Below are 23,909 nucleotides of genomic sequence, written 5' to 3'. Positions count from 1 at the left end.
CATGCACTGGACCCTGTCGCCCGCCGTGCGCTGGATCGCCTTGCTGCTGCTGTGCGCGGCCTACCTGCAGGGCGGCCTGAACAAGGCGCTGGACTTCAACGCCGCCATCGCCGAGATGAACCACTTCGGCCTGTCGCCGGCCGGCCCGCTGGCCGTGGCGGTGATCGTGCTGGAGCTGGGCGCCGCGGCGCTCATCCTCACCGGCTTCTGGCGCTGGCTCGGCGCGCTCGCGCTGGGCGGCTTCACGCTCATGGCCACCTTCGTCGCGCTGCGTTTCTGGGAGATGCCGCTGGGGCAGGAACGCTTCATGGCGGCCAACGCCTTCTTCGAACACCTGGGCCTGGTCGGCGGCTTCCTGCTCGTCGCCTGGCTCGACCTCAAGGAGCGCCACGATGACTGAGCCCCAAGCCAAAGCCGCCGGCGCCTTCGCGCCGCTGCGCCAGCCGGTCTTTGCCGTGCTGTGGGCCGCCACGGTGCTGGGCAACATCGGCAGCTTCATGCGCGACGTGGCCAGCTCGTGGCTGGTGACCGACCTGTCGGCCAGCCCGACGGCGGTGGCGCTGATCCAGACGGCGGCGACGCTGCCGATCTTTCTGCTGGCGATTCCGGCGGGGGTGCTGTCGGACATCCTCGACCGCCGGCGCTTCCTGATCTTCGTGCAGGTGCTGCTGGCCGCGGTGAGCGGCACGCTGCTGGTGCTGTCGCACACGGGCACGCTCACGGTCGAGTACCTGATTGCGCTGACCTTCGTGGGCGGCATCGGCGCGGCGCTCATGGGGCCGACCTGGCAGTCGATCGTGCCGGAGCTGGTGCCGCGCAGCGAGCTCAAGGGCGCGGTGGCGCTGAACTCGCTGGGCATCAACATCGCGCGCTCCATCGGGCCGGCGGCGGGCGGGCTGATCCTGGCGAGCTTCGGCGCGGCCGCCACCTACGGGCTGGACGTGCTGAGCTACGTGTTCGTGATCGCGGCGCTGTTGTGGTGGAAGCGCCCGGCGGCGGTGGACAGCGGGCTGTCCGAGAACTTCTTCGGCGCCTTCCGCGCCGGCCTGCGCTACACGCGGGCCAGCAAGGAGCTGCACGTGGTGCTGCTGCGCGCGGCGGTGTTCTTCTTGTTCGCCAGCTCGGTGTGGGCGCTGCTGCCGCTGGTGGCGCGCCAGATGCTGGGCGGCACGGCGAGCTTCTACGGCATCCTGCTCGGCGCCGTGGGCGCGGGCGCCATCGGCGGCGCGCTGGTGATGCCGCGGCTGCGTGCGCGGCTCGATGCCGACGGCATGCTGCTGCTGGCCTCGCTGCTCACGGCCGCGGTGATGGGCGCGCTGGTGTTCGCGCCGCCGCAATGGCTGGCGGTGCCGATGCTGGGCGTCTTGGGTCTGGGCTGGATCATTGCGCTGACCACGCTCAACGGGGTGGCGCAGTCGATCCTGCCGAACTGGGTGCGCGGGCGCGGGCTGGCCGTGTACCTCACGGTGTTCAACGGCGCCATGGCCGCCGGCAGCCTGGGCTGGGGCCTGGTGGCGCAGCAGATCGGCGTGCCGGCCACGCTGGTGGCGGGCGCCGTGGGGCTGGTGGTGATGGGGCTGGTGTTCCACCGCGTGCGGCTGCCCGCCGGCGAGGCCGACCTGCAGGCCTCGAACCACTGGCCCGAGCCGCTCCTGGCCGAGCCGGTGGCGCACGACCGCGGGCCCGTGATGATCCAGGTCGAGTACCGCATCCGCAAGGAAGACCGGCCGGCGTTCCTCGATGCGATGAAGCGCCTGTCGCTGGAGCGCCGCCGCGACGGCGCCTACGCCTGGGGCGTGCACGAGCACACGGCCGACGCCGAGCGCGTGATGGAGTGGTTCCTCGTGGAGTCGTGGGCCGAGCACCTGCGCCAGCACCACCGCGTGTCGCACGCCGACGCCGACCTGCAGGCCGAGGCGCTGCGCTTTCACATCGGCCCGGGCAAGCCCGAGGTGCATCACTTCCTGGCGCTCTGAGCGGCGCGGATTCTTTCTCTTTCCCTTTCACCCTTTCGCCCATCTCAAGGAAAAACCATGACCACACTGACCCTTCGCGACGGCACCGAGCTCTATTACAAGGACTGGGGCAGCGGCCAGCCCATCGTCTTCAGCCACGGCTGGCCACTGAGCGCCGACATGTGGGACGCCCAGATGCTGTTCTTCGCCGAGCGCGGCTACCGCGTCATCGCGTTCGACCGCCGCGGTTTCGGCCGCTCCAGCCAGCCCTGGACCGGCTACGACTACGACACCTTCGCCGACGACATCGCCGAGCTGATCGAAACGCTCGACCTGAAGGACGTGATCCTGGCGGGCTTCTCGATGGGCGGTGGCGACGTCACGCGCTACCTCGCGCGCAAGGGCAGCGCGCGCGTGGCCAAGCTGGCGCTCATCAGCGCGGTGACGCCGCTGTTCATGAAGACCGCCGACCATCCCGTGGGCCCCGAGGCGTCGCTCTTCGCGGGTATCCGCGCCGGGCTGGCCGCCGACCGGGCGCAGTTCATCGACGACTTCAGCACGCTGTTCTACGGCACCAACCGCCCGGGCGCGAAGGTGTCGCAGGGCGTGTTCAAGCAGACGCTGCAGATCGCGCTGCAGGCCTCGATCAAGGCCACCATCGACTGCGTGACGGCGTTCTCCGAGACCGACTTCCGCCCCGACATGGCGAAGATCGACGTGCCCACGCTCGTGATCCACGGCGACGACGACCAGGTCGTGCCCTTCGAGGCCACGGGCAAGCTGGCGGCCGAAATGATCCAGGGCAGCCAGCTCAAGCTGTACGCCGGCGCGCCGCACGCCACCTGCACCACGCACGCGGCGCAGGTGAACGCCGACCTGCTGGCGTTCATCCAGGGCTGAGGCCGGGTGTGTCGAAAGGGCCGCGCCCGGCGGCCCTTCCGGCGCGAAGGGCGGCGCCGGTGGCGATAATCCGGCGATGCGAATCCGCTTTACCAAGATGCAGGGAGCCGGCAACGATTTCGTCGTGCTGGACGAAACGCGCGGCACGCTGGGCCTCACGGCCGCGCAGTACCGCTTCCTGGCCGACCGCCATTTCGGCGTCGGCGCCGACCAGATCCTCACGGTGCGCCCGTCGCCCGCCGAGGGCATCGACTTCCAGTACGTGATCCACAACGCCGACGGCGGCGAGGTGGAGCAGTGCGGCAACGGGGCGCGCTGTTTCATGCGCTTCGTGAGCGAGCACGGCCTGACCGAGAAGAAAGACGTGCGCGTGCAGACGCTGGCCGGCGTGATCGAACCCCGCATGGGCGACGACGGCCGCGTGACGGTCGACATGGGCGCCCCGGTCTTCGAACCGGCGCGCGTGCCCTTCGACACGGCCGGGCTCGACCCGCAGCACGAAGGCGCGTGGCAGACCTGGCACCTGGCGCTGGGCACCCGGGCCGGCAGCGCTATCGTTTCGGTAGCGGTGCTGTCCATGGGCAACCCGCACGCGGTGCAGGTGGTCGACAACGTCGACACCGCGCCGGTGGCCGAGCAGGGCCCGCAGATCGAGCACCACCCGCGTTTTCCGCAGCGCGTGAACGCGGGCTTCATGCAGGTGGTCGACCGCACCCACATCAAGCTGCGGGTGTTCGAGCGCGGCGCCGGCGAAACGCTGGCCTGCGGCACGGGCGCCTGCGCGGCGGTGGTGGCAGGCATCCGCCTGGGGCTGCTGGATTCCCGTGTCGACGTGCAGACGCACGGCGGCATTCTCACGATCGAGTGGCAGGGCGACGGCCGGCCGGTGCTCATGACAGGACCGGCCACGACGGTGTTCGAGGGCGAGATCGACGTGCCCGACATTTCGGAACAGCCATGACCCCATTCACCCACGACAACAACGCCATGAACCCGATCACCGAAGACGACATCGCGAACTACCTGTCGAACACCCCCGACTTCTTCGAGCGCCACGCCCAGCTGCTGGCGCAGGTGCAGCTCACCAGCCCGCACGGCAACCGCGCCGTGAGCCTGCAGGAGCGCCAGGCCGAGATGCTGCGCGAGAAGATCAAGGCGCTGGAACACCGCCTGATGGACATGGTGCGCCACGGCACCGAAAACGTCGTCATCGCCGACCGCCTGCAGCGCTGGACCAAGGGCCTCCTGACCACGCGCGACCCGCGCAGCCTGCCGTACCGCATCGCGGTCGACCTGCAGTCGCTGTTCCTGGTGCCGCAAACGGCCATCAAGGTGTGGGACTGCGGCACCGAGTACCTGAACGAAGCCTATGCCCAGTGGGTGAGCGACGACGTGAAGGCGCTGGCCACCTCGCTCACCTCGCCCTATTGCGGGCTCAACGCGGGCTTCGAGGCGGCCAACTGGCTGCCCGAGCCGCAGGGCGCCGCGTCGATCGCGCTGATTCCGCTGCGCCCCGACGCCGAGTCGCCGGCCTTCGGGCTGCTGGTGCTGGCCTCGCCGGACGCGCAGCGCTTCAACGCCGAAATGGGCACGGACTTTCTCGAGCGCATCGCCGAGCTGTCGTCGGGCGCGCTGTCGCGGCTGCGCCCTTGAGCCGTTCCGCGCGAAGCGGGTGGCGCCGCCGGCCCTGGCTGACCGGCCTGTGCGTGGTCCTGCTGGCCGGCGTGCTCACCTATGCCGCCATCGCGGGCGTGATCTGGCAACGCGCCGAGGCCGCATTGGCCGGCCCGTTGCCGCGCGCGGCCGACGTGGCGCTGGTGCTGGGCAACCGCGCCTACCTCGACGGCAAGCCCAACCCCTGCCTCACGGGCCGGGTCGACCAGGGCATCGTGCTGGCGCGCGCCGGTCGCGCGCAGACGCTGGTGTTCTCGGGCGGCGTCGACGTGGAAGACGGCCGCATCGAAGCCGAGGTGATGCGCGACCACGCCACGGCCGAGGGCTACACGGGGCCGATGGTGCTGGAGTCGGTGTCGTCGTCCACGCGCGCCAACCTGTCGCTGTCGCGCACGCTGCTGGAAGCCAAGGGCGTGCGCAGCGTGATCATCGTGTCGGAGCCCTACCACCTGTGGCGCATCGAACGCCTGGTGCGTGCCAGCGGCTTCGACCAGGCCTTCGACGTGCAGTACGCCGCCGCGCCCACCTCGTGCTGGCGCCGCTGGGGCATGCTGTTCAAGGGCGCATTGCGTGAGCCCGCCGCCATCGTGAACAATGCATCGCTCGGTTATCTGTTCTAGCTAGCGCGGGCGCCGCGTGGCGCACGGAGCACGACCACACCATGGAATGGATCGACAAATACCTCGAACACGTGCGCGTGGAGCGTCGGCTCGCGCCGCGCACGGTCGAGCTGTATGCGTTCCACCTGCGCGCGCTGACCGACCACGCCGCCGAGGCCAACCTGCCGCTGGACCGCGTGCAGACGGCGCACATCCGCCGCTGGATGGCGCAGCTGCACAGCGCCGGGCGCGAGCCGCGCGGCATTGCGCTGGTGCTGTCGTGCTGGCGCAGCTTCTACCGCTGGCTCGGCCATGAAGGGCTGATCGGCTTCAACCCGGTGCAGGACGTGCACGCGCCCAAGGCGGGCCGGCCGCTGCCGAAGGCGCTGGGCGTGGACGACGCGGTGCGCCTGGCCGAGCTGTACGACCCCGAGGCCGACCCCTGGACCGAAGCGCGCGACGGCGCCATCGTCGAAATGCTTTACGGCTGCGGCCTGCGCGTGAGCGAGCTCACGGGGCTCGACGCACAGGCCAGCGCCACGGCGCGCGGCTGGGTCGATCTCGACGCCATGGAAGCCCACGTGCTCGGCAAGGGCAGCAAGCGGCGCAGCGTGCCCGTGGGCAGCAAGGCGGCCGAGGCACTGCGCGACTGGCTCGCGGTGCGCGGCGAGCGCCAGGAGCCGGCGCTGTTCGTCAGCGCGCGCGGCGCGCGCATGTCGTCGCAGGCGGTGTGGAAGCTGCTGCGCGAGCGCAGCCTGAAGGCGGGGCTGGCCGCGCCGGTGCATCCGCACATGCTGCGCCACTCGTTCGCGAGCCACGTGCTGCAGTCGAGCAGCGACCTGCGCGCGGTGCAGGAGCTGCTGGGTCATGCCAACATCGCGACCACGCAGGTCTACACGCGGCTGGACTTCCAGCACCTGGCCAAGGTCTACGACGCGGCGCATCCGCGCGCCAAGGCCCGGCCGGACAAGGACGGCAAGTAGCCACCACATCCGTCGCCTGCATCGTTTTCTTTCGTCTTTCATTTCTTCTTTCATTCATCTCCCATGAAAACCCTCCGCCTCAAGCCGGGCAAGGAGCGCTCGCTCCAACGCCGCCATCCCTGGGTCTTCGAATCCGCCATTGCGCGCGGCGGCGCGGACTCGGGGGAAACGGTGCGCGTGGAGTCGCACGATGGCCACTTTCTCGCGTGGGCGGCCTTCGGCCCCACCTCCAAGATCCGGGCGCGGGCCTGGAGCTTTGACGAGAAGCAGCGCATCGACGCTGCTTTTTTTTCCACGGTCTGTGCGCGCGCGGTGCATGCGCGCGGCCTATTCGACCTGCAGAGCGACGGCGTGCGGCTGGTGCACGGCGAGGCCGACGGCCTGCCGGGGTTGATCGTCGACCGCTACGGCGACACGCTGGTGGCGCAGTTTTTGTCGGCCGGCGTGGAGCGCTGGAAAGACGTGCTGGCCGATGCGCTGCTCAAGGCCACGGGGCTCACCAGGCTGTATGAGCGCTCCGACGCCAGCGGCCGCGAGCGCGAGGGCCTGAAGCCCGTCACGGGCTGGCTGCGCGGCGAGGGCCCGACCCAGATCACCATCCGCGAGCACGGCTGGCAGCTGTCGCTGGACATCGCCACCGGCCACAAGACCGGCTTCTACCTCGACCAGCGCGACAGCCGCCAGCGCTTTGCCGAGCTGGCGCAGCACCGGCGTTTTCGCCGCGTGCTCAATTGCTTCTGCTACACGGGCGGCTTCACCGTGGCGGCGCTCGCGGGCCTGAAGGCGGCCGGGGCGCTCGAGGGCGCCTCGCTGGTGTCGGTCGATTCGTCGCAGCCCGCGCTCGAGCGCGCGCGCGCGCACCTGGCGCTCAACGGCTTCGAAGGGCAGGGCATTGCCACGGAGTTTCTCGACGCCAACGTGAACACGGTGCTGCGCGAGTTCATCGACCAGGGCCGCACCTTCGACGCGATCGTGCTCGACCCGCCGAAGTTCGCACCCACGGTGGCGCACGCCGAGCGCGCCGCGCGCGCCTATAAAGACATCAACCGCCTCGCGCTCAAGCTGCTGGAGCCGGGCGGCGTGCTGCTCACCTTTTCCTGCTCGGGCGGCATCAGCGCCGACCTGTTCCACAAGATCGTGGCCTCGGCGGGGCTGGACGCGAATGTCGACGGTTACATCAGCGAACGCCTGGGTGCCGCGCCGGACCACCCGATGACCATCGAATTTCCCGAGGGCGAATACCTGAAGGGGCTTGTGGTGGTGAGGAAGTCTGCTTGAGCGTGGCGATGGGCCGGGCCGAGGGATGAGCCGCGGCAAGTACAGGCGTCGTGGCGAGGGCGCGCCTGCGCAGCGCAAGGTGAGGGGGAGTGCGCGCAACACGCCCGCCGCCGGCAACGCCGAACTCGACGGAAAAAATCTGGCTGCGGCACTCGCGAAGCGGTGGGGCGTTTCGGTGCCGGTGGCGCATCTTCTGTTGGTCGTCATGGTCCTCGGCGTGTTGGTGGTCGGCGCGATGCTGGTTCCGGGCTGGCCGTCAATCGCGCTGTTCACCTGGGGTGAATGGGGTCCGAAAAACTACATCGAGCCGGATCTCAGCACTGCCCAGAAGGCGGTGGAGGCGTGGCCGCTGCTGAACATCGTGGTCCTCGCGTGCTTGTTCCGCCTGATCCAGGACGTCAGATGGCGGGGCGCGCTCATCGCGGCCGTCGCCGTCACCGTTTGCAGTTGGGGCTCGTACCAGCTGGGTGCCTGGGCATCGGAAGGATCCCTGAGCGACGTCGTCAATCGATGGCGTCCGTCGTCACCCGCCGTTCATGCGACCCGGGTGGTGGACCGTAGCGAGCGGCGGCAGAACACGTATTCCCGGAACGGGAAGCACGTCACCGGGAGTTACCCCGTTTACACCGTGACGTTGGCCTCGTGGCGCAAGCCCGGCGAAACCATCGCTCTGACCGTGGAGGGGGTGCGCCACACACACGCCATGGGCGTGATCCATCGGGGCGACCCGGTGCTGGTGGACGAGCATGCGGGCCTGCTGGGCCGAGCATGGATCGCCAATGTGCGCCCCTGCGAACCCGCCACATGTCCCCCGTAGGGCCTCCCCCCCGCCGCCTCTGCGGCGCCCGGCTCCGCCCGCTAAACTTCCCGCCTTCGCTCTTCCGGACACCCCCGCCATGGCCCTCATTCCCGCGACCATCCTGACCGGCTTTCTCGGCTCGGGCAAAACCACACTGCTCAAGCGCATCCTGACCGAGGCCCACGGCCAGAAGATCGCGGTCATCGAGAACGAGTTCGGCGAGGAGAACATCGACAGCGACATTCTCGTGACCGAGTCGAAGGAGCAGATCGTGCAGATGAGCAACGGCTGCGTCTGCTGCACCATTCGCGAAGACCTGCGCGAGGCGCTGCAGCTGCTGGCCGCCAAGAAGCGCCAGGGCCTGCTCGATTTCGATCGCGTGGTGATCGAGACCACCGGCCTGGCCGATCCCGGCCCGGTGGCGCAGACCTTCTTCATGGACGACGAGATCGCCGAGAGCTACCTGCTCGACTCGATCCTCACGCTGGTCGATGCCAAGCACGCGCCTCAGCAGCTCAACGACCGCCAGGAAGCGCGCCGCCAGGTGGGCTTTGCCGACCAGATCTTCATCAGCAAGAGCGAGCTGGTGTCGGCCGAAGAGACCGATGCGCTCATCCATCGCCTGAAGCACATGAATCCGCGCGCGCCGCAGCAGAAGGCGCATTTCGGCGACGTGCCGCTGAAGGACATCTTCGACCTGCGCGGCTTCAACCTGAACGCCAAGCTGGACATCGACCCCGACTTCCTGAAGGAAGACGACCACGACCATCACGACCATGACCACGCGCATGGCGAGGCGTGCGACCACCCCTCGCACAAGCACGAGGGCCACGGTCACCATCACCATACGGACGACGACGTGAAGAGCTTCGTCTACAAGGCCGACCGCGCCTTCGACCCGGCCAAGCTGGAAGACTTCCTGGGCGCCATCGTGAACATCTACGGCCCGCGCATGCTGCGCTACAAGGGCGTGCTGAACATGAAGGGCACCGAGCGCAAGGTGATCTTCCAGGGCGTGCACCAGCTGATGGGCAGCGACCTGGGCCCGGAGTGGGGCAAGGACGAGGCGCGCCAGAGCCGCATGGTGTTCATCGGCATCGAGCTGCCGCGCGAGATCCTGGAGCAGGGTCTGGAGCAGTGCCTGGTCTGAACACGTTCGCTTGAGTCGGACAAACAAATAAAAACGGCGCTGGCCTTGCGGTCAGCGCCGTTTTTCATGGGGCGGGCCGTGCCTACTTGCCGAAATTCCCCATCGGCTTGCCCAGGAGCTTGAGCTGGCCTTCGCTGAACTCGACCTGGCTGACCAGGTCGTCGCCCGTGCGCTTCACGTAGCCGTTGGCTTCGCCCTGTTCGATCAGGCCCGCGAGCATTTCAGGCGGCGGCGTGCGGCCGCTCTCGGCGCCGGTTTCGGCCAGCTTCTCGATCCACTTCACGGGCACGCGCGCGGTGGCCTTGAGCACGCCGCGCTTGAGCACCAGCGCGTTGCCGGGCAGCTGCAGGTCTTCGTCGGTCACGCCGGCGAGGGCCACCGAGTAGCTGAGCTCGGCGCTGTGGCCGCCGATCTCGACGAGCATGCGGTCCAGGCCGGCTTCGGGGCTGTGCTTGGCCATGGCCTTGAGGTCGGGCGCGAGCTGCTCGATGAGCGCCTGCATCGCGTCCTTCTGGGCCTTGCTGCGCTGGCCGCAGCCGGCACCGGCGGTCGACTGCAGCCAGGCGTCGGCCAGCTTCTTGTAGCCGGCCGCCTGGATGCGGCGTGCGCTGCTGGCGATCTCGAACTTGTCGATGGCGGTCTCGTTGACCTTGCCCTTGCCCTTGAAGGCGCCTTCGGAGGCGTACAGGCCGTCCTTGATGGTGGCTTCGCCGGTCAGGTCGATGCTTTGCAGCAGCACCTTGATCGCCTTGGCGGGGGCGGCCTCGGTGCCCGCGCCCAGGCCCAGTCCCTTGGGCGCGTTCAGCTCGAAGCTGTCGAGGCGGCCTTCGGACTTGCCGGTGGCCAGCATCCAGCCGGCGCTGCCGTCCATGTCGGCCTTGGCGGTGAACTTGCCCATCTTCAGCTGCACGCCCTTGGAGGCGGTGCTGACGTCCAGGCCGGGCATCGTCATGTCATAGCGCACGTGGGTGCGGGCCGCGTTCATGTCCAGGCGTGCCTGCGCGCCTTGCCAGGCGAACTCGCCCTTGCCTTCTTCGGCCAGCTTGGCGGGCGCGACGGTGAAGTCGCTGGTGAAGCCGCCGCCGAAGCCGACCTGGGTGCGCGCGGTCAGTGGCTTGGCCTTGCCGAACAGCTTCTCGGCCTCGGCCTGCGCCTTGGCGTCGAGCACCAGCTCGCTGTCGATGACGGCTGCGGCCAGCGTCGCGCCGGCGATCGGGCCGTGGCGGATGGTGTCGCGGATGGTGATGCGCACCGGCTTGGGCGGGGTGGCCGCGGCGTCGCTGTCGTCTTCGGCGGGTTCTTCTTCGTCGCCTTCGGTCGCGGCCTCGGCGACGTCGGTCGTGGCGGCAGCCGGTGCGGCGGCGGGTGCCGACGCGGCAGGGGCGGTGGCGGCTTCGGCCTCGGCCGGGCAGCCCAGTTCGAGCGTCACGGTGCTCACGGCGCCGAAGAAGTTGCGTTCGTAGCTGCGCTCGATCACGCGCACCAGCGCGGTCTGCTTGGGCAGTTCGCCCAGGGCGACGTCGTAGCTCGATTTGATTTGCGTGCCGGCCCACCAGGTGCTGCCGCCGTAGGCGACGGCAATGGCCGCGGCCAGGACTCCCAATACTGCTTTTTTGCTCAAGATTATTTTCCGATCGGTTGTTTGAAGGGCCGCCGCGGTGTCTCCCCGACCCGCGGCGTGCCTGCGCCACCCCCTGTGGTGGCGCCGGGCGATGCTAACGGAGCAGGGCAGTGCGTCACCCGATGGCCTTGCGTTTCGAGTTCTCTATACAATCGCGCGCCTGTTCCGGGAGCCATGCTTCGTCCACAGGGGCGAGATATGACTTACGGCACGGGGCGCCAAGGGTTTTTGGCGGGCTTTCGGGGGTATAACCCCGGGGTTCACCACTTGAGGACGCCCCCGACAACGTGAGCCGACGCGGCCTGACACCCGCAACGGTTCCCTTGGGAGGAGACACCCAGTGAAAGCGCGTTCCAGTTCGTACAAGGAGCCAGTCACCGTGAAGAAACCCGCCGCCAAGGCCACGCCAGCCACCAAGCCCGCCGCAAAGAAGGCGACGGCTGTGAAGGCTGTACCCGCGACGAAGAAGGTTTCTGCCACCGCTGCTGCTGCCTCTGCCGCGAAAGAGAAAAGCGCTGCCAAGAAGCCTGCGGCAACCCCGGCCAAGACCGGGACCGCGGCTGCCAAGAAGTCCGCCAAGCCCGCAACCAAGTCCGCGGGCGCGGCGCCTACGTCATCCCAACCGGTCGGCCGTCCTGCGGCCGCCCTTTCTGCTCCCCCGACCCCCATGAAAAAAACGGCTGCCGCCTCTTCTTCCGCCCCGGCGACACCCTCGATCCCCGCTACGCCCGCTCCCGCTGCGCGTGGTGGCCGCGTGTCCCGGCTGTCGCAACTGACCGTGCCTTCGATGCCGCAATCCGTGGCCTCGACCGCCGCCAAATCCAGCTTCTCGCAGGCGCCTTCCACCGCGCTGGTGCCGCCGCCGCCCCTGGCCGTCAAGAAAGACCCGAAGCTGGCCAACAACTGGAAGACCAAGACGCCCGCCGAGCTGAGCGACGCCGAGGTCATCGCGATGCCCGACGACGAGTACATGAACGACAAGCAGATGGCGTTCTTCCGCCTGAAGCTCGAAGAACTCAAGCGCGGCATCCTCGAGAACGCCGGTGAGACCACCGAGCACCTGCGCGAAGACACCGTGGTCGTGCCCGACCCGGCCGACCGCGCCACCATCGAGGAAGAGCACGCGCTCGAACTGCGCACGCGCGACCGCGAACGCAAGCTGCTCAAGAAGATCGAGCAGTCGATCCAGCGCATCGACGCCGGCGACTACGGCTACTGCGACGAGACCGGCGAGCCCATCGGCGTCGGCCGCCTGCTGGCCCGCCCGACCGCCACGCTTTCGCTCGAAGCGCAGCAGCGCCGCGAGCTGAAGCAGAAAATGTTCGGGGATTGAACGGCTGCACGGTAGAACGGAACCCGCGCTTTCGATAACCTTCTCTGAATGCCAAAGGAAGAGTCAGGCCGCCTTTTCTCGAAGGTGGCCAAGTTCGTTCGAAATCCCCTGAAAGACTGGTCGGAGCTGGACACGCCGTCCTCCGACTCGTCGCTGCCCGAGCAGACCTACAGCCGCGAGATGCTGAAGGAAATGATCGAGCGGCGCCAGCGCAACGACTTCGTGCGCCGCCGCGAGTTCGACATGCTGCGCAAGCTGCGCCAGCGCGAGGCGGCGGCCCATGCCTTCGAGGCAACGGTCACGCCGTCGTCGTTCAACCTCAACAGCACCTCCGAAAAATCCGAAGGCCGCGCACTCACGCTCAAGAAGATCGACGAGATCGAAGAGCAGATGTCGCAGCAGTGGTGGAAGGGCCGCGGGCCGAACGGCGAGACGCTGGTCAATCCGCCGCCCGACGCGGGCGCTGAAACGCTGCCGCCGGTTGACAGTGGCGGCGACCAGTTGCCGGCTGAGCCGGCTGCTTCTGCGTCCGTGGCCGCAGCGCCAGAGGTTGCTGCCACCGCAGCTGTCCCCGCGCCTCAGCCGTCCCGGCTCGCGCATGACGGCGCGCTCGAAGAAGCGGTGATCCGCTTCGCGCACGGCGACGACACCGGCGCCGAAGCCATCCTGCTGCAGGCGCTGGCCGCCGAAAGTGCGTTCTCCGCCGACGACGCCACCGCAGCCGTCACGCTGGAGCGCGACGACGCCCGCTGGCGCGCGCTGTTCGACCTGTACCGCGCCACAGGCGACGCCGCCAAGTTCGCGGCCGCCCGCATGCGCTACGCGCAGCGCATGAAGCGCATGGGGCCCGACTGGGTTTCGCTCGACGAACTCGCGCGCAGCGTGAAGGCCGTCACCGCCAGCGAAGACGCCGAAGCGGCCTCCGACACAACCGGCGCCGCCGACTGGGCCAGCCCCGCGCACCTGACGCGCGAGGGGCTCATGGCGCTCACGCGCGCGCTCTCGCAGGCCGGCATGGTCTGGACGCTCGACTGGCGCGCGCTCACCGAGATCGATCCGCCGGCCGCCGCGCCGCTGCGCATCCTGTTCGCGCACTGGTCCGATTCGCCAGTGCAGCTGCGCTTCTTCGGCGCCTCACAGCTCATGGCCGTGCTGGCCGCGGCCACGCCCAACAACGAGCGCCATCCCGACGACGCCTGGTGGCAGCTGCGCCTGGCGGCGCTGCGCATGATGCACCTGCCCGACGACTTCGAGCTGGTGGCGCTCAACTACTGCATCACCTACGAGGTGTCGCCGCCGTCCTGGCAGGACCCGAAGGGTGAGTGCACCTCGCTGGCCGCGCCGCCGGCGAGCCGGCCGAGCTCGGTGTGGTCGCTGTTGTCGGTCGGGGGCGATTCCGAGAGCTTCCCGTCCACTGACAGCGGCTTTGCCGCGCTGGCGGGCGACCTGCGTGGCGACTCGCTGTCGTGCTGGCAGCGCCTGGACCACGACCTGCGCCACACGACAGCGCCGGTCATCTCGTGCGCGGCCCTGCTGCGCATGGACCTGACGGCGGCCGGCACGCTGCTGAGCTGGGTCCGCGAGCGCGATGCGAACGGTGAGCGGGTGCAGTTCGTCGACGCGCACCGGCTGATTGCCGCGCTGTTCGGGCTGATCGGCATCACCGACCACGCCACGGTCGCCGTCCGCAAGAACTGACCTCGTCACAGGGATTCCGCGGCCCCTGCGGGGCCGTGTTTTCCGCCAGCAGTTTGTCCGACCGCAAGGGTTGCATTGGCGGGCCCCATCCCCAGATGGCTGCGATGGAACAGTTTCACGGCACCACCATCGTGAGCGTGCGCCGCAAGACCCCCCAAGGCGATCAGGTCGCCATCGGCGGGGACGGGCAGGTCACTCTCGGCAACATCGTCATCAAGGGCACGGCGCGCAAGGTGCGGCGGCTCTATCACGGCAAGGTCCTGGCGGGGTTCGCCGGCGCCACCGCCGATGCCTTCACGCTCTTCGAGCGCTTCGAGGCCAAGCTCGAGAAGCACCAGGGCCATCTGACCCGCGCAGCGGTCGAGCTCACCAAGGACTGGCGCACCGACCGCGTGCTGCGCAAGCTCGAAGCCATGCTGGCCGTGGCCGACGCCACGACTTCGCTCATCATCACCGGCAATGGCGACGTGTTGGAGCCTGAAGACGGCGTGATCGCCATCGGTTCGGGCGGCGCCTACGCCCAGTCGGCGGCCAAGGCGCTGATCGACAACACCGAGCTCTCGGCCGAGCAGATCGTGCGCAAATCGCTGGCGATCGCCGGAGAAATCTGCATTTACACGAACATGAACCACACGGTGGAAGCGCTCTGACCATGTCCATGACTCCCCAGGAAATCGTCTCCGAGCTGGACAACCACATCGTCGGCCAGCCCGCCGCCAAGCGCGCCGTGGCCATTGCGCTGCGCAACCGCTGGCGCCGCCAGAAGGTCGACGAAAAGCTGCGCCACGAGATCACGCCCAAGAACATCCTCATGATCGGCCCGACGGGCGTCGGCAAGACCGAAATCGCCCGCCGCCTGGCCCGCCTGGCCGACGCGCCGTTCATCAAGGTCGAGGCCACCAAGTTCACCGAGGTGGGCTACGTGGGCAAGGACGTCGACTCCATCATTCGCGACCTCGCCGAAATCGCCGTCAAGCAGACGCGCGAATCCGAAAGCGTGAAGGTGCGCGCCCGCGCCGAAGACGCGGCCGAGGAGCGCATCCTCGACGCGCTGCTGCCTCCGGCGCGTGGTGTCGACGGTGCTGCGCCCGCACTCGACAGCCCCAACCCGACGCGCCAGGCCTTCCGCAAGAAGCTGCGCGAGCACCAGCTCGACGACAAGGAAATCGAGCTCGACCTCGCCGAAACGCGTGCGCCGCTGGAGATCATGGGCCCGGCCGGCATGGAGGAAATGACCGAGCAACTGCGCGGCATGTTCGGCCAGCTCGGCGGCGGCAAGCGCAAGACGCGCAAGCTCAAGATCGCCGAGGCGATGCGCCTGCTGATCGACGAGGAGGCCGCCAAGCTGGTCAACGAGGACGAGATCCGCACGCAGGCCATCGCCAACGCCGAGCAGAACGGCATCGTGTTCATCGACGAGATCGACAAGGTCGCCACGCGCAGCGAAGCGCAGGGCTCCGACGTCTCGCGCCAGGGCGTGCAGCGCGACCTGCTGCCGCTCGTGGAGGGCACGGCCGTGTCCACCAAGTACGGCGTGGTGCGCACCGACCACATGCTGTTCATCGCGAGCGGCGCGTTCCACCTGAGCAAGCCGAGCGACCTCATTCCCGAGCTGCAGGGGCGCTTTCCGATCCGCGTCGAGCTGCAGTCGCTCTCGGTGTCGGACTTCGAGAGCATCCTCACGCAGACCCGCGCTTCGCTCGTGAAGCAGTACCAGGCGCTGCTGGCCACCGAAGGCGTGACGCTCGACTTCGCGCCCGACGGCATCACGCGGCTGGCGGCCATCGCCTTCGAGGTGAACGAGCGCACCGAGAACATCGGCGCACGCCGTTTGTCGACCGTGATGGAGCGCCTGCTCGATGAGGTAAGCTTCGATGCCACCCGCATCGAGGGTCAGACGGTCCGCATCGATGCCGCTTATGTCGACGAGCGCCTCGCGGCACTAAGTCACGACGAAGACCTTTCGCGCTTCATCCTCTGAAGCCGCCTCCCTTGGCCCCTGTAACGGGGTCGTCCTTCACGCATCACTTTCACTGCGTGAGCTAAGTACTTCATTTTCAACACAATTCGCCGATTTCCAGGTTTGGAAATCGGCGCTAAGTCGTTGATTCCATTACAAAAAATACCCCCGAGCCCCAGTTGCGTCGCAAGTGTTTCCTGCTACAGTGGAAAAAAGTGCAGTTAAGTGGGAAAAAGTGCGGGCAACGCCCCTTTCGGGTGTCGCGGCACCTCCCACCACAGGGGTTTCGTGGTCGTGTTTCAAGGCGCTTCATCGCTCAGTCTGGATGCCAAGGGGCGGCTCTCCGTGCCGACCCGGCATCGCGACGTCCTGAGCGCTACGGCAGGCGGCCAGCTCACGATCACCAAGCATCCGCACGGATGCCTGATGGTGTTCCCCCGTCCCGAATGGGAAAAGTTCCGCGAACGCATTGCTGCGCTGCCGATGTCGGCGCAGTGGTGGAAGCGCGTCTTCCTCGGTAACGCGATGGACGTCGAGATGGACGGCACCGGCCGCGTGCTGGTGTCGCCCGAGCTGCGCGCCGCCACCGGCATCAACCGCGAGACGCTGTTGCTGGGCATGGGCAACCATTTCGAACTCTGGGACAAGGCCACGTACGAGGCCAAGGAGGCCGAGGCCACCCAGGGCGAGATGCCGGATGTGTTTCAGGACTTCGCGTTCTGAGGAGCCCCGTGAACACCCCCCTGACCCACACGACCGTCTTGTTGAACGAGGCGGTGGAAGCCCTTCTTTCCGGCAGCGCGGCAGCCACGGGCACGTACGTGGACGCCACCTTCGGCCGCGGAGGACATGCGCGCGCCATCCTCGCGCGGCTGGCGCAGGAAGGCAGGCTCATCGCATTCGACAAGGATGCAGAAGCGGTGGCCGAAGCAGCGCGCATCTCGGATGCGCGTTTTTCTATCCGCCACCAGGGATTCCGCTCGCTGGGCGAATTGCCCGACGCCAGCGTCAACGGCTTGCTGATGGACCTGGGCGTGAGTTCGCCGCAGATCGACAACCCGGTGCGCGGTTTCAGTTTCCGTTTCGACGGTCCGCTCGACATGCGCATGGACACCACGCGCGGCGAGAGCGTGGCCGAATGGCTGGCAACGGCCGAACTTCAACAAATTGCAGAGGTGATCCGTGACTATGGCGAAGAACGGTTTGCTGTTCAGATTGCAAAGGCGATTGTTGCTCGCAGACAAGAACGGGGCGCAATTTCAACCACCACCGAACTGGCCGAGCTCGTGGCTGGCACGGTCAAAACCCGCGAGCAGGGCCAGAACCCTGCAACGCGCACATTTCAGGCTTTTCGGATTTTCATCAACGCCGAGCTTGAGGAGCTGCAACAAGCGCTAGAAGCCAGCCTGTCGGTGCTCGCGCCCGGCGGCCGCCTCGCGGTGATCAGCTTCCATTCGCTCGAAGACCGCATCGTCAAGCAGTTCATCGCCAAGCACTCGAAGGAGGTCTACGACCGCCGTGCGCCCTTCGCCGCGCCCAAGGTGATGAAGCTGCACGCGCTGGAGCGCATCAAGCCGTCCGAAGAAGAAGTGCGCGGCAACCCGCGCTCGCGCAGCGCCATCCTCCGGGTGGCCGAACGCACGGAGGCCGGGTAGCCATGGCGCGCATCAACCTGCTTCTTCTGCTGGCCGTCATTGCGACGGCTTTGTACCTTGTGCACACCCAGTACCAGTCGCGCCAGCTCTACACGGAGTTCGACCGCGCGCTGCAGGAGACGCGCAAGCTCGAAACCGAGCATGACCGCCTGCAGGTCGAGAAGCGCGCCCAGGCCACGCCGCTGCGCGTGGAGAAGCTGGCCAAGGAACAGCTGCAGATGCGCACGGCCTCGCCGGCCATCACGCAGTACGTGCGCCCCGACGGCTCGGTGATCCCGGCCGTGGCGCCGCTGCCGCCGACCACGCCGCCCAAGCCCGGCACCACCGCGAGGCCTGCCCGATGAGCCGCGGCAACCGCAGCGTGCGCTACACCACCAGCCCCTTGCTCGCGAGCAAGACGCCGGTGTGGCGCAGCAAGTTCATCGTCGCCGGCATCGCCTTCGGCTTCGTCATGCTGGCGGGGCGGGCTGCGTACGTACAGGTCTTCAACAACAGCTTCTTCCAGCGCCAGGGCGAAGTGCGCTTCGCCCGCACGCTGGAGTTGCCGGCCAACCGCGGCCGCATCCTCGACCGCAACGGGCTCATCCTGGCTTCGAGCGTGGTGGCGCCCAGCATCTGGGCCATTCCCGAAGACGTGGAGCGCGACGACCCCGAGGTGCGCGCCAAGCTCAAGCAGGTGGCCAAGCTGCTCGGCATGCCGCAGAAGGACTTCGACAAGAAGCTCGAAGACGAAGACAAGACCTTCGTCTGGATCAAGCGCCAGGTCGACGAGCCCATCGCCAAGCAGATCGCGGCGCTCAACCTCAAGGGCATCTACCAGCGCAAGGAATACAAGCGCCAGTACCCCGAGGGCGAGGCGGCCGCGCACGTGGTGGGCTTCACCAACGTGGAAGACAACGGCCAGGAAGGCATCGAGCTGGCGTTCAACAAGGAACTGGCCGGCAAGGCCGGCTCGCGCCGTGTCATCAAGGACCGGCTGGGCCGCGTGGTCGAGGGCGTGGGCGAGCAGGTGCCGCCGGTCGAGGGCCGCGACATCCAGCTCAGCGTCGACAGCAAGGTGCAGTTCTTCGCCTACCAGAAGCTGCGCGACGCCGTCACCGCGCGCCGTGCCAAGGCCGGCAGCGTGGTGGTGCTCGACAGCACCACCGGCGAGGTGCTGGCGCTGGCCAACTACCCGAGCTACGTGCCCGACAAGCGCCAGAACCTCACCGGCGAGCAGCTGCGCAACCGCGCGCTCACCGACACCTTCGAGCCCGGCTCGACCATGAAGCCCATCACCGTGGCGATGGCGCTGGAGGCCGGCCGCGTCAAGCCCTCGACCATCATCGACACCGCGCCCGGGCGCTACCAGCTGGGCGGCTTCACCATCAGCGACACCCACAACTACGGGGCGCTGACGGTGGAGGGCGTGATCCAGAAGTCGAGCAACGTGGGCGCGCTCAAGATCGCCCAGAAGATGACGCCCCACGAGATGTGGGACACCTACACCGCGCTGGGCTACGGCCAGAAGCCGCAGATCCAGTTCCCCGGCGCCGTGACGGGCCGGCTGCGTCCGTGGAAGACCTGGAAGCCGGTCGAGCAGGCCACCATGGCCTACGGCTACGGCCTGTCGGCCTCGCTGTTCCAGATGGCGCATTCGTATACCTCGTTCGCGCACGACGGCTCAATCATCCCGGTCACCATCCTGAAGAACACCGAGCCGCCGGTCGGCGTGCGGGTGTTCTCGCCATCCAACGCGCTCGCCGTGCGCAAGATGCTGCAGATGGCCGCCGGCCCCGGCGGCACCGGCACGCGCGCCCAAACGGTGGGCTACTCGGTCGGCGGCAAGTCGGGCACGGCCCACAAGCAGGTCGGCAAGGGCTACGCCAGCAACAAGTACCGTGCCTGGTTCACCGGCATGGCGCCCATCGAGAAGCCGCGCATCATCGTCGCGGTGATGATCGACGAGCCGACCGACGGCCAGTATTTCGGCGGCCTCGCCGCGGCGCCGGTGTTCAGCGAAGTCGTGCAGCAGACCCTGCGCATGATGAACGTCCCGCCCGATCTGGCGGTCAAACCCCTCGTGCAGACGCAAGACGTCCCCGAGAGCTTCTGACATGCTGACACTCACTTCCCCCACCACCGCCGCGTTCTGGCTCAAGGAGCGCGTGCAGGGCGCGCTGCTCGCCGACAGTCGCGCGGTCGGCCCGGGCGATGCCTTCATCGCCTGGCCCGGTGCCGCCACCGACGGCCGCCAGCACGTGGCGGCCGCGCTGGCGCAGGGCGCCGTGGCCTGCCTGGTCGAGCACGAGGGCGTGGACGCCTTCGGCTTCGACGGCGACGAGCGCATCGTGAGCTACCCCGGCCTCAAGGCCGCCACCGGCCCGATCGCCGCCGCCTTCTACGACAACCCCTCGGCGCAGCTCGACCTGCTGGCCGTGACCGGCACCAACGGCAAGACCTCCACCGCGTGGTGGCTGGCCGAATCGCTGTCCACGCTGCGCGCGGCCGGCGGCGTGCGCGCCATGCGCCCCGACGGCACCACCGAGCGCGGCGCCCCGTCGCCCTGCGCCGTGGTCGGCACCCTGGGCATCGGCGTGCCGCCCGAACTCACCTACACCGGTCTGACCACGCCCGACCCCGTGATGCTGCAGCGCGCGCTGCGCGACTTCGTCACCGAAGGCTTCGGCGCCTGCGCCATCGAGGCTTCGTCGATCGGCATTGCCGAGCGCCGGCTCGACGGCTGCCGCATCGCGGTCGCCGTGTTCACCAATTTCACGCAGGACCACCTCGACTACCACGGCAGCATGGACGCCTACTGGCAGGCCAAGGCCGAGCTGTTCCGCTGGCCCGGCCTGCGCGCCGCGGTGATCAACATCGACGACATGCACGGCGCCAGCCTGTGCGCCAACCTGCTCGACGCCGGCATCGGCGCGCTCGACGTCTGGACCGTCTCGGCCGGCGGCAAGCCCGCACGGCTGGTGGCGCGCGACATCGGCTACGACGCGCAGGGCCTGCAGTTCACCGTGGCCGAGCACGGCAGCACGGCGCCGGCCGAACGGCTCGCGACCGGGCTCATCGGCCAGTACAACGTGGCCAACCTGCTCGGCGTGCTCGGCACCCTGCGCGCGCTGGGCCTCACGCTCGCCCAGGCCGTGGCCGCCTGCGCCCATCTCAGCAGCGTGCCGGGCCGCATGGACCGCGTGCAGCCGACCGACGGCGCGCCGCTGGCCGTGGTCGACTACGCCCACACGCCCGACGCGCTCGACAAGGCCCTCGCCGGCCTGCGCCCGCTGGCCAAACAGCGCGGCGGCGCGCTCTGGTGCGTGTTCGGCTGCGGCGGCAACCGCGACCCGATCAAGCGCCCGCTGATGGCCGCCGTCGCCGAACGGCAGGCCGACCATGTCGTGCTCACCAGCGACAACCCGCGCAACGAGAACCCCGACGCGATCATCAGCCAGGCGCTGCGCGGCTTCACGCGCGTCGAAGCGGCCCGCGTGCAGGTCGACCGTGCGCGCGCCATCGCCGAAACCATCGCCCAGGCGGCACCGCAAGACGTGGTGCTGATCGCCGGCAAGGGCCACGAAGAGTGGCAGGAGATCGCGGGCCAGCGCCTGCCGTTCTCCGACAAGACCCACGCGCTCGACGCGCTCGCGAAGCGGGGTGCCGCATGACCGCCATGGCCACGCCCGTCTCCACCCCGCTCAACCTCACGCTGGCGCAGGCGCAGCAATGGGTGCCGGGGTCGCGCCTCGTGGGCGACCCGGCCACCGTGATCGCCCGCGTCCACACCGACACCCGCACCCTGGCCGCTGGCGACCTGTTCGTTGCGCTCAAGGGCGAGCGCTTCGACGCCAACGACTTCCTGGCCGATGCGAAGAAGCAGGGCGCCGTCGCCGCCATTGCGCACGGCGGCCTCGAAGCCGCAGGGCTCGCCGGCCTCGAGGTGCCCGATTCGCTCATCGCGCTCGGTGCGCTGGGCGCCGGCTGGCGCGCGCAGTTCCAGCTGCCGCTGATCGCCGTCACCGGCAGCAACGGCAAGACCACGGTCACGCAGATGATCGCGGCCGTGCTCGCCGCCTTCCGCGCCGACCGCGCGCTGGCCACGGCCGGCAACTTCAACAACGAGATCGGCGTGCCGCTCACGCTGCTGCGCCTGCGCGCGCAGCACCAGCTGGCGGTGCTCGAGCTGGGCATGAACCACCCGGGCGAGATCGCGCGGCTGGCCGCCATGTCGCGCCCGACCATCGCGCTGGTCAACAACGCGCAGCGCGAGCACCAGGAGTTCATGGCCAGCGTCGAGGCGGTCGCCATCGAGAACGCCGCCGTGTTCGCCGAACTGCCCGACGACGGCACGGCCGTGTTCCCCTACGGCGACACCTTCACCTCGCTGTGGACCGACCTGGCGCGCCAGAGCGGTTCGCGCCGCTGTCTGACCTTCGGCGAGCACGCCGATGCCGACATCTCGCTCGACAGCGCCGAATGGCAGCAGGGCGCCTGGCGCGTTCGTGTGCGCACGCCGCTGGGTGCCTTCGACGCGCGCCTGCACATCGCGGGCCGCCACAACGTGGGCAACGCGCTCGCCGCCACCGCCTGCGCGCTGGCCGCCGGCGTGTCGCTCGACACCATCGCCGCGGGCCTGTCGGCCTTCGAACCGGTCAAGGGCCGTTCGCGCGCCAGCGAGGTCGTGCTGCCCGGCGGGCACGCGCTCACGCTGGTCGACGACAGCTACAACGCCAACCCCGACTCGGTGATTGCCGCCATCGACGTGCTCACCGGCCTGCCCGCGCCGCGCCTGCTGGTGCTCGGCGAGATGGGCGAGGTCGGCGACCGCTCGCCGGAATTCCACGCCGAGGTCGGCGCCTGGGCGCGCCAGTGCGGCCTCGACGCCGTCTACACGCTGGGCGGCGAGACCGTGCATGCGGCGACGGCTTTCAACAACAACAACGATGGTGTCGATGGACGCCATTTCGACGATTTCGACACGCTCCGCGCGGCCGTGCTCGCCCGCCTGCCGCAGCTGGGCAGCGTGCTGGTCAAGGGGTCGCGCTTCATGAAGATGGAGCGCGTGGTGCAGGCGATCGAAGCACAACAACAAAAGGAGGCCGGTCATGACGCATGAGCCGCGCAACACACCATGCTGATGTCCCTGGCCCAATGGCTGCAGACGCTGTCGCCCGAGTTCGGGTTCTTGCGCGTTTTCAACTACCTCACGTTTCGCGCCCTGATGGCCGCGCTGACCGCGCTCGTCGTCGGCCTGGTGGCCGGCCCGTACGTGATCCGCCGCCTCGCGGCGCTCAAGATCGGCCAGCCGATCCGCGGCTACGGCATGGAAACGCATCTGACCAAGAGCGGCACACCGACGATGGGCGGCGTGCTGGTGCTGTTCGCCATTGCGTTCGCCACCTTGCTGTGGTTCGACCTGTCGAACCGCTTCGTGTGGATCGTGCTGTGGGTCACGATGGGCTTCGGCGCCATCGGCTGGGTGGACGACTGGCGCAAGGTGGTGCGCAAGGACCCCGAAGGCATGCGCTCGCGCGAGAAGTACTTCTGGCAATCGCTGGTCGGCCTGCTCGCGGGCTTCTACCTGCTGTTCAGCATTTCCGAGAGCTCCAACTGGCGCGTGCTCGAGCTGTTCTACGCCTGGGTGCGCTCGGGCTTCGACCTCGACTTTCCGCCCAAGATCAACCTGCTGGTGCCTTTCTTCAAGGAAGTCAGCTACCCGCTGGGCGGCATCGGCTTCGTGATCCTCACCTACCTCGTGATCGTGGGCGCGAGCAACGCCGTCAACCTCACCGACGGCCTGGACGGCCTGGCGATCATGCCGGTGGTGATGGTGGGCTCGGCGCTGGGCGTGTTCGCCTACGTCACGGGCAGCGCGGTGTACTCCAAGTACCTGCTGTTCCCCAACATCCCCGGCTCGGGCGAGCTGCTGGTGTTCTGCTCGGCCATGGCCGGCGCGGGGCTCGCGTTCCTCTGGTTCAACACCCATCCGGCGCAGGTCTTCATGGGCGACGTGGGCGCGCTGGCGCTGGGCGGCGCGCTGGGCACCATCGCGGTCATCGTGCGCCAGGAGATCGTGTTCTTCATCATGGGCGGCATCTTCGTGGTCGAGGCGATCTCGGTGATGGCCCAGGTCACGTACTTCAAGTACACGAAGAAGCGCTTCGGCGAGGGCCGGCGCGTGCTCAAGATGGCGCCGCTGCACCACCACTTCGAGAAGAGCGGCTGGCGCGAGACGCAGGTCGTGGTGCGCTTCTGGATCATCACGATGCTGCTGTGCCTCATCGGCCTGTCGACGCTGAAGCTGCGGTAACCACACAAC

22 protein-coding genes are annotated in these 23,909 nt (G+C 68.5%); 21 read left to right on the top strand and 1 reads right to left on the bottom strand.

Annotated features, from left to right (window positions below; translation table 11 throughout):
• The first annotated feature begins 1 nt into the window (after window position 1).
• The 10 genes from ACAM52_RS24245 (at window position 2) to ACAM52_RS24200 (ending at window position 9,338) form a co-directional block, all read left to right on the top strand.
• Window positions 2-400, top strand: coding sequence for a DoxX family protein (locus tag ACAM52_RS24245; RefSeq protein ID WP_159273860.1), 399 nt, complete (start codon window positions 2-4; stop codon window positions 398-400).
• Window positions 393-1,976 (top strand): MFS transporter, encoded by a 1,584-nt coding sequence (locus tag ACAM52_RS24240; RefSeq protein WP_070060141.1) that lies wholly within the window; start codon window positions 393-395, stop codon window positions 1,974-1,976. The genes ACAM52_RS24245 and ACAM52_RS24240 overlap by 8 nt, the downstream gene beginning before the upstream one ends.
• Window positions 1,977-2,033: 57 nt before the next feature.
• Window positions 2,034-2,855, top strand: coding sequence for an alpha/beta fold hydrolase (locus ACAM52_RS24235; RefSeq protein WP_369644762.1), 822 nt, complete (start codon window positions 2,034-2,036; stop codon window positions 2,853-2,855).
• 76 nt (window positions 2,856-2,931) lie between these two features.
• On the top strand, window positions 2,932-3,816 hold the full coding sequence (gene dapF, locus ACAM52_RS24230; RefSeq protein ID WP_307635895.1) for a diaminopimelate epimerase: 885 nt from the start codon (window positions 2,932-2,934) through the stop codon (window positions 3,814-3,816).
• Window positions 3,813-4,508 carry a DUF484 family protein gene (locus ACAM52_RS24225; protein WP_095948166.1) on the top strand — a complete coding sequence of 232 codons (696 nt, stop codon included), beginning with the start codon at window positions 3,813-3,815 and terminating at the stop codon, window positions 4,506-4,508. The genes dapF and ACAM52_RS24225 overlap by 4 nt, the downstream gene beginning before the upstream one ends.
• A complete protein-coding gene (locus tag ACAM52_RS24220; protein WP_369644761.1) occupies window positions 4,505-5,149 on the top strand; it encodes a YdcF family protein in 645 nt (214 codons plus the stop codon). The genes ACAM52_RS24225 and ACAM52_RS24220 overlap by 4 nt, the downstream gene beginning before the upstream one ends.
• Window positions 5,150-5,190: 41 nt before the next feature.
• A complete protein-coding gene (locus ACAM52_RS24215; RefSeq protein WP_369644760.1) occupies window positions 5,191-6,111 on the top strand; it encodes a tyrosine recombinase XerC in 921 nt (306 codons plus the stop codon).
• 63 nt (window positions 6,112-6,174) lie between these two features.
• Complete coding sequence (locus ACAM52_RS24210; protein WP_369644759.1) at window positions 6,175-7,389, top strand: class I SAM-dependent rRNA methyltransferase; 1,215 nt, start codon at window positions 6,175-6,177, stop codon at window positions 7,387-7,389.
• A gap of 25 nt (window positions 7,390-7,414) precedes the next feature.
• Window positions 7,415-8,206, top strand: coding sequence for a hypothetical protein (locus ACAM52_RS24205; protein ID WP_369644758.1), 792 nt, complete (start codon window positions 7,415-7,417; stop codon window positions 8,204-8,206).
• 79 nt (window positions 8,207-8,285) lie between these two features.
• Window positions 8,286-9,338, top strand: a complete 1,053-nt coding sequence (locus ACAM52_RS24200; protein ID WP_062474247.1) for a GTP-binding protein — start codon at window positions 8,286-8,288, stop codon at window positions 9,336-9,338.
• Between the two features lie 82 nt (window positions 9,339-9,420).
• Here ACAM52_RS24200 and ACAM52_RS24195 read toward each other — a convergent pair whose 3' ends face one another.
• Window positions 9,421-10,959, bottom strand: coding sequence for a YdgA family protein (locus tag ACAM52_RS24195; protein WP_369631243.1), 1,539 nt, complete (start codon window positions 10,957-10,959; stop codon window positions 9,421-9,423).
• Window positions 10,960-11,338: 379 nt separating this feature from the next.
• On the opposite strand from ACAM52_RS24195, the gene dksA reads away from it, so the two are divergent.
• The 11 genes from dksA to mraY all read left to right on the top strand — a co-directional run bounded on the left by dksA (window position 11,339) and on the right by mraY (window position 23,900).
• Window positions 11,339-12,292, top strand: a complete 954-nt coding sequence (gene dksA / locus ACAM52_RS24190; protein WP_223301292.1) for an RNA polymerase-binding protein DksA — start codon at window positions 11,339-11,341, stop codon at window positions 12,290-12,292.
• Between the two features lie 48 nt (window positions 12,293-12,340).
• Window positions 12,341-13,990, top strand: a complete 1,650-nt coding sequence (locus ACAM52_RS24185; RefSeq protein WP_307692795.1) for an STAS domain-containing protein — start codon at window positions 12,341-12,343, stop codon at window positions 13,988-13,990.
• A gap of 104 nt (window positions 13,991-14,094) precedes the next feature.
• The gene (hslV, locus tag ACAM52_RS24180; RefSeq protein WP_056508874.1) at window positions 14,095-14,640 is read left to right on the top strand and encodes an ATP-dependent protease subunit HslV; all 546 of its coding nucleotides are present in this window, start codon (window positions 14,095-14,097) and stop codon (window positions 14,638-14,640) included.
• 2 nt (window positions 14,641-14,642) lie between these two features.
• Entirely contained in the window at window positions 14,643-15,971 is a 1,329-nt protein-coding gene (gene hslU, locus ACAM52_RS24175; RefSeq protein ID WP_095743605.1) for an ATP-dependent protease ATPase subunit HslU, read from the top strand.
• Window positions 15,972-16,244: 273 nt separating this feature from the next.
• Window positions 16,245-16,673: a division/cell wall cluster transcriptional repressor MraZ gene (gene mraZ, locus ACAM52_RS24170; RefSeq protein WP_056576192.1), complete on the top strand. Its 429-nt coding sequence runs from the start codon at window positions 16,245-16,247 to the stop codon at window positions 16,671-16,673.
• Window positions 16,674-16,681: 8 nt separating this feature from the next.
• Complete coding sequence (rsmH, locus tag ACAM52_RS24165) at window positions 16,682-17,605, top strand: 16S rRNA (cytosine(1402)-N(4))-methyltransferase RsmH (protein WP_369644757.1); 924 nt, start codon at window positions 16,682-16,684, stop codon at window positions 17,603-17,605.
• Window positions 17,606-17,607: 2 nt separating this feature from the next.
• Window positions 17,608-17,949, top strand: coding sequence for a cell division protein FtsL (ftsL, locus tag ACAM52_RS24160; protein ID WP_062474236.1), 342 nt, complete (start codon window positions 17,608-17,610; stop codon window positions 17,947-17,949).
• Window positions 17,946-19,700, top strand: a complete 1,755-nt coding sequence (locus tag ACAM52_RS24155) for a penicillin-binding protein 2 (protein WP_062474234.1) — start codon at window positions 17,946-17,948, stop codon at window positions 19,698-19,700. Before ftsL ends, ACAM52_RS24155 begins: the two co-directional genes overlap by 4 nt.
• A gap of 1 nt (window position 19,701) precedes the next feature.
• A complete protein-coding gene (locus ACAM52_RS24150) occupies window positions 19,702-21,258 on the top strand; it encodes a UDP-N-acetylmuramoyl-L-alanyl-D-glutamate--2,6-diaminopimelate ligase (RefSeq protein WP_070060131.1) in 1,557 nt (518 codons plus the stop codon).
• A 5-nt stretch (window positions 21,259-21,263) separates the two neighbouring features.
• Window positions 21,264-22,706 (top strand): UDP-N-acetylmuramoyl-tripeptide--D-alanyl-D-alanine ligase, encoded by a 1,443-nt coding sequence (gene murF, locus ACAM52_RS24145; RefSeq protein ID WP_369647774.1) that lies wholly within the window; start codon window positions 21,264-21,266, stop codon window positions 22,704-22,706.
• Window positions 22,707-22,721: 15 nt separating this feature from the next.
• Window positions 22,722-23,900: a phospho-N-acetylmuramoyl-pentapeptide-transferase gene (gene mraY, locus ACAM52_RS24140; protein WP_062474230.1), complete on the top strand. Its 1,179-nt coding sequence runs from the start codon at window positions 22,722-22,724 to the stop codon at window positions 23,898-23,900.
• Window positions 23,901-23,909: the final 9 nt, after the last annotated feature.

The organism is Variovorax sp. V118, assembly GCF_041154445.1.
Classification (GTDB): domain Bacteria; phylum Pseudomonadota; class Gammaproteobacteria; order Burkholderiales; family Burkholderiaceae_C; genus Variovorax; species Variovorax boronicumulans.
This window is presented reverse-complemented; position numbering and strand designations above follow the sequence as displayed.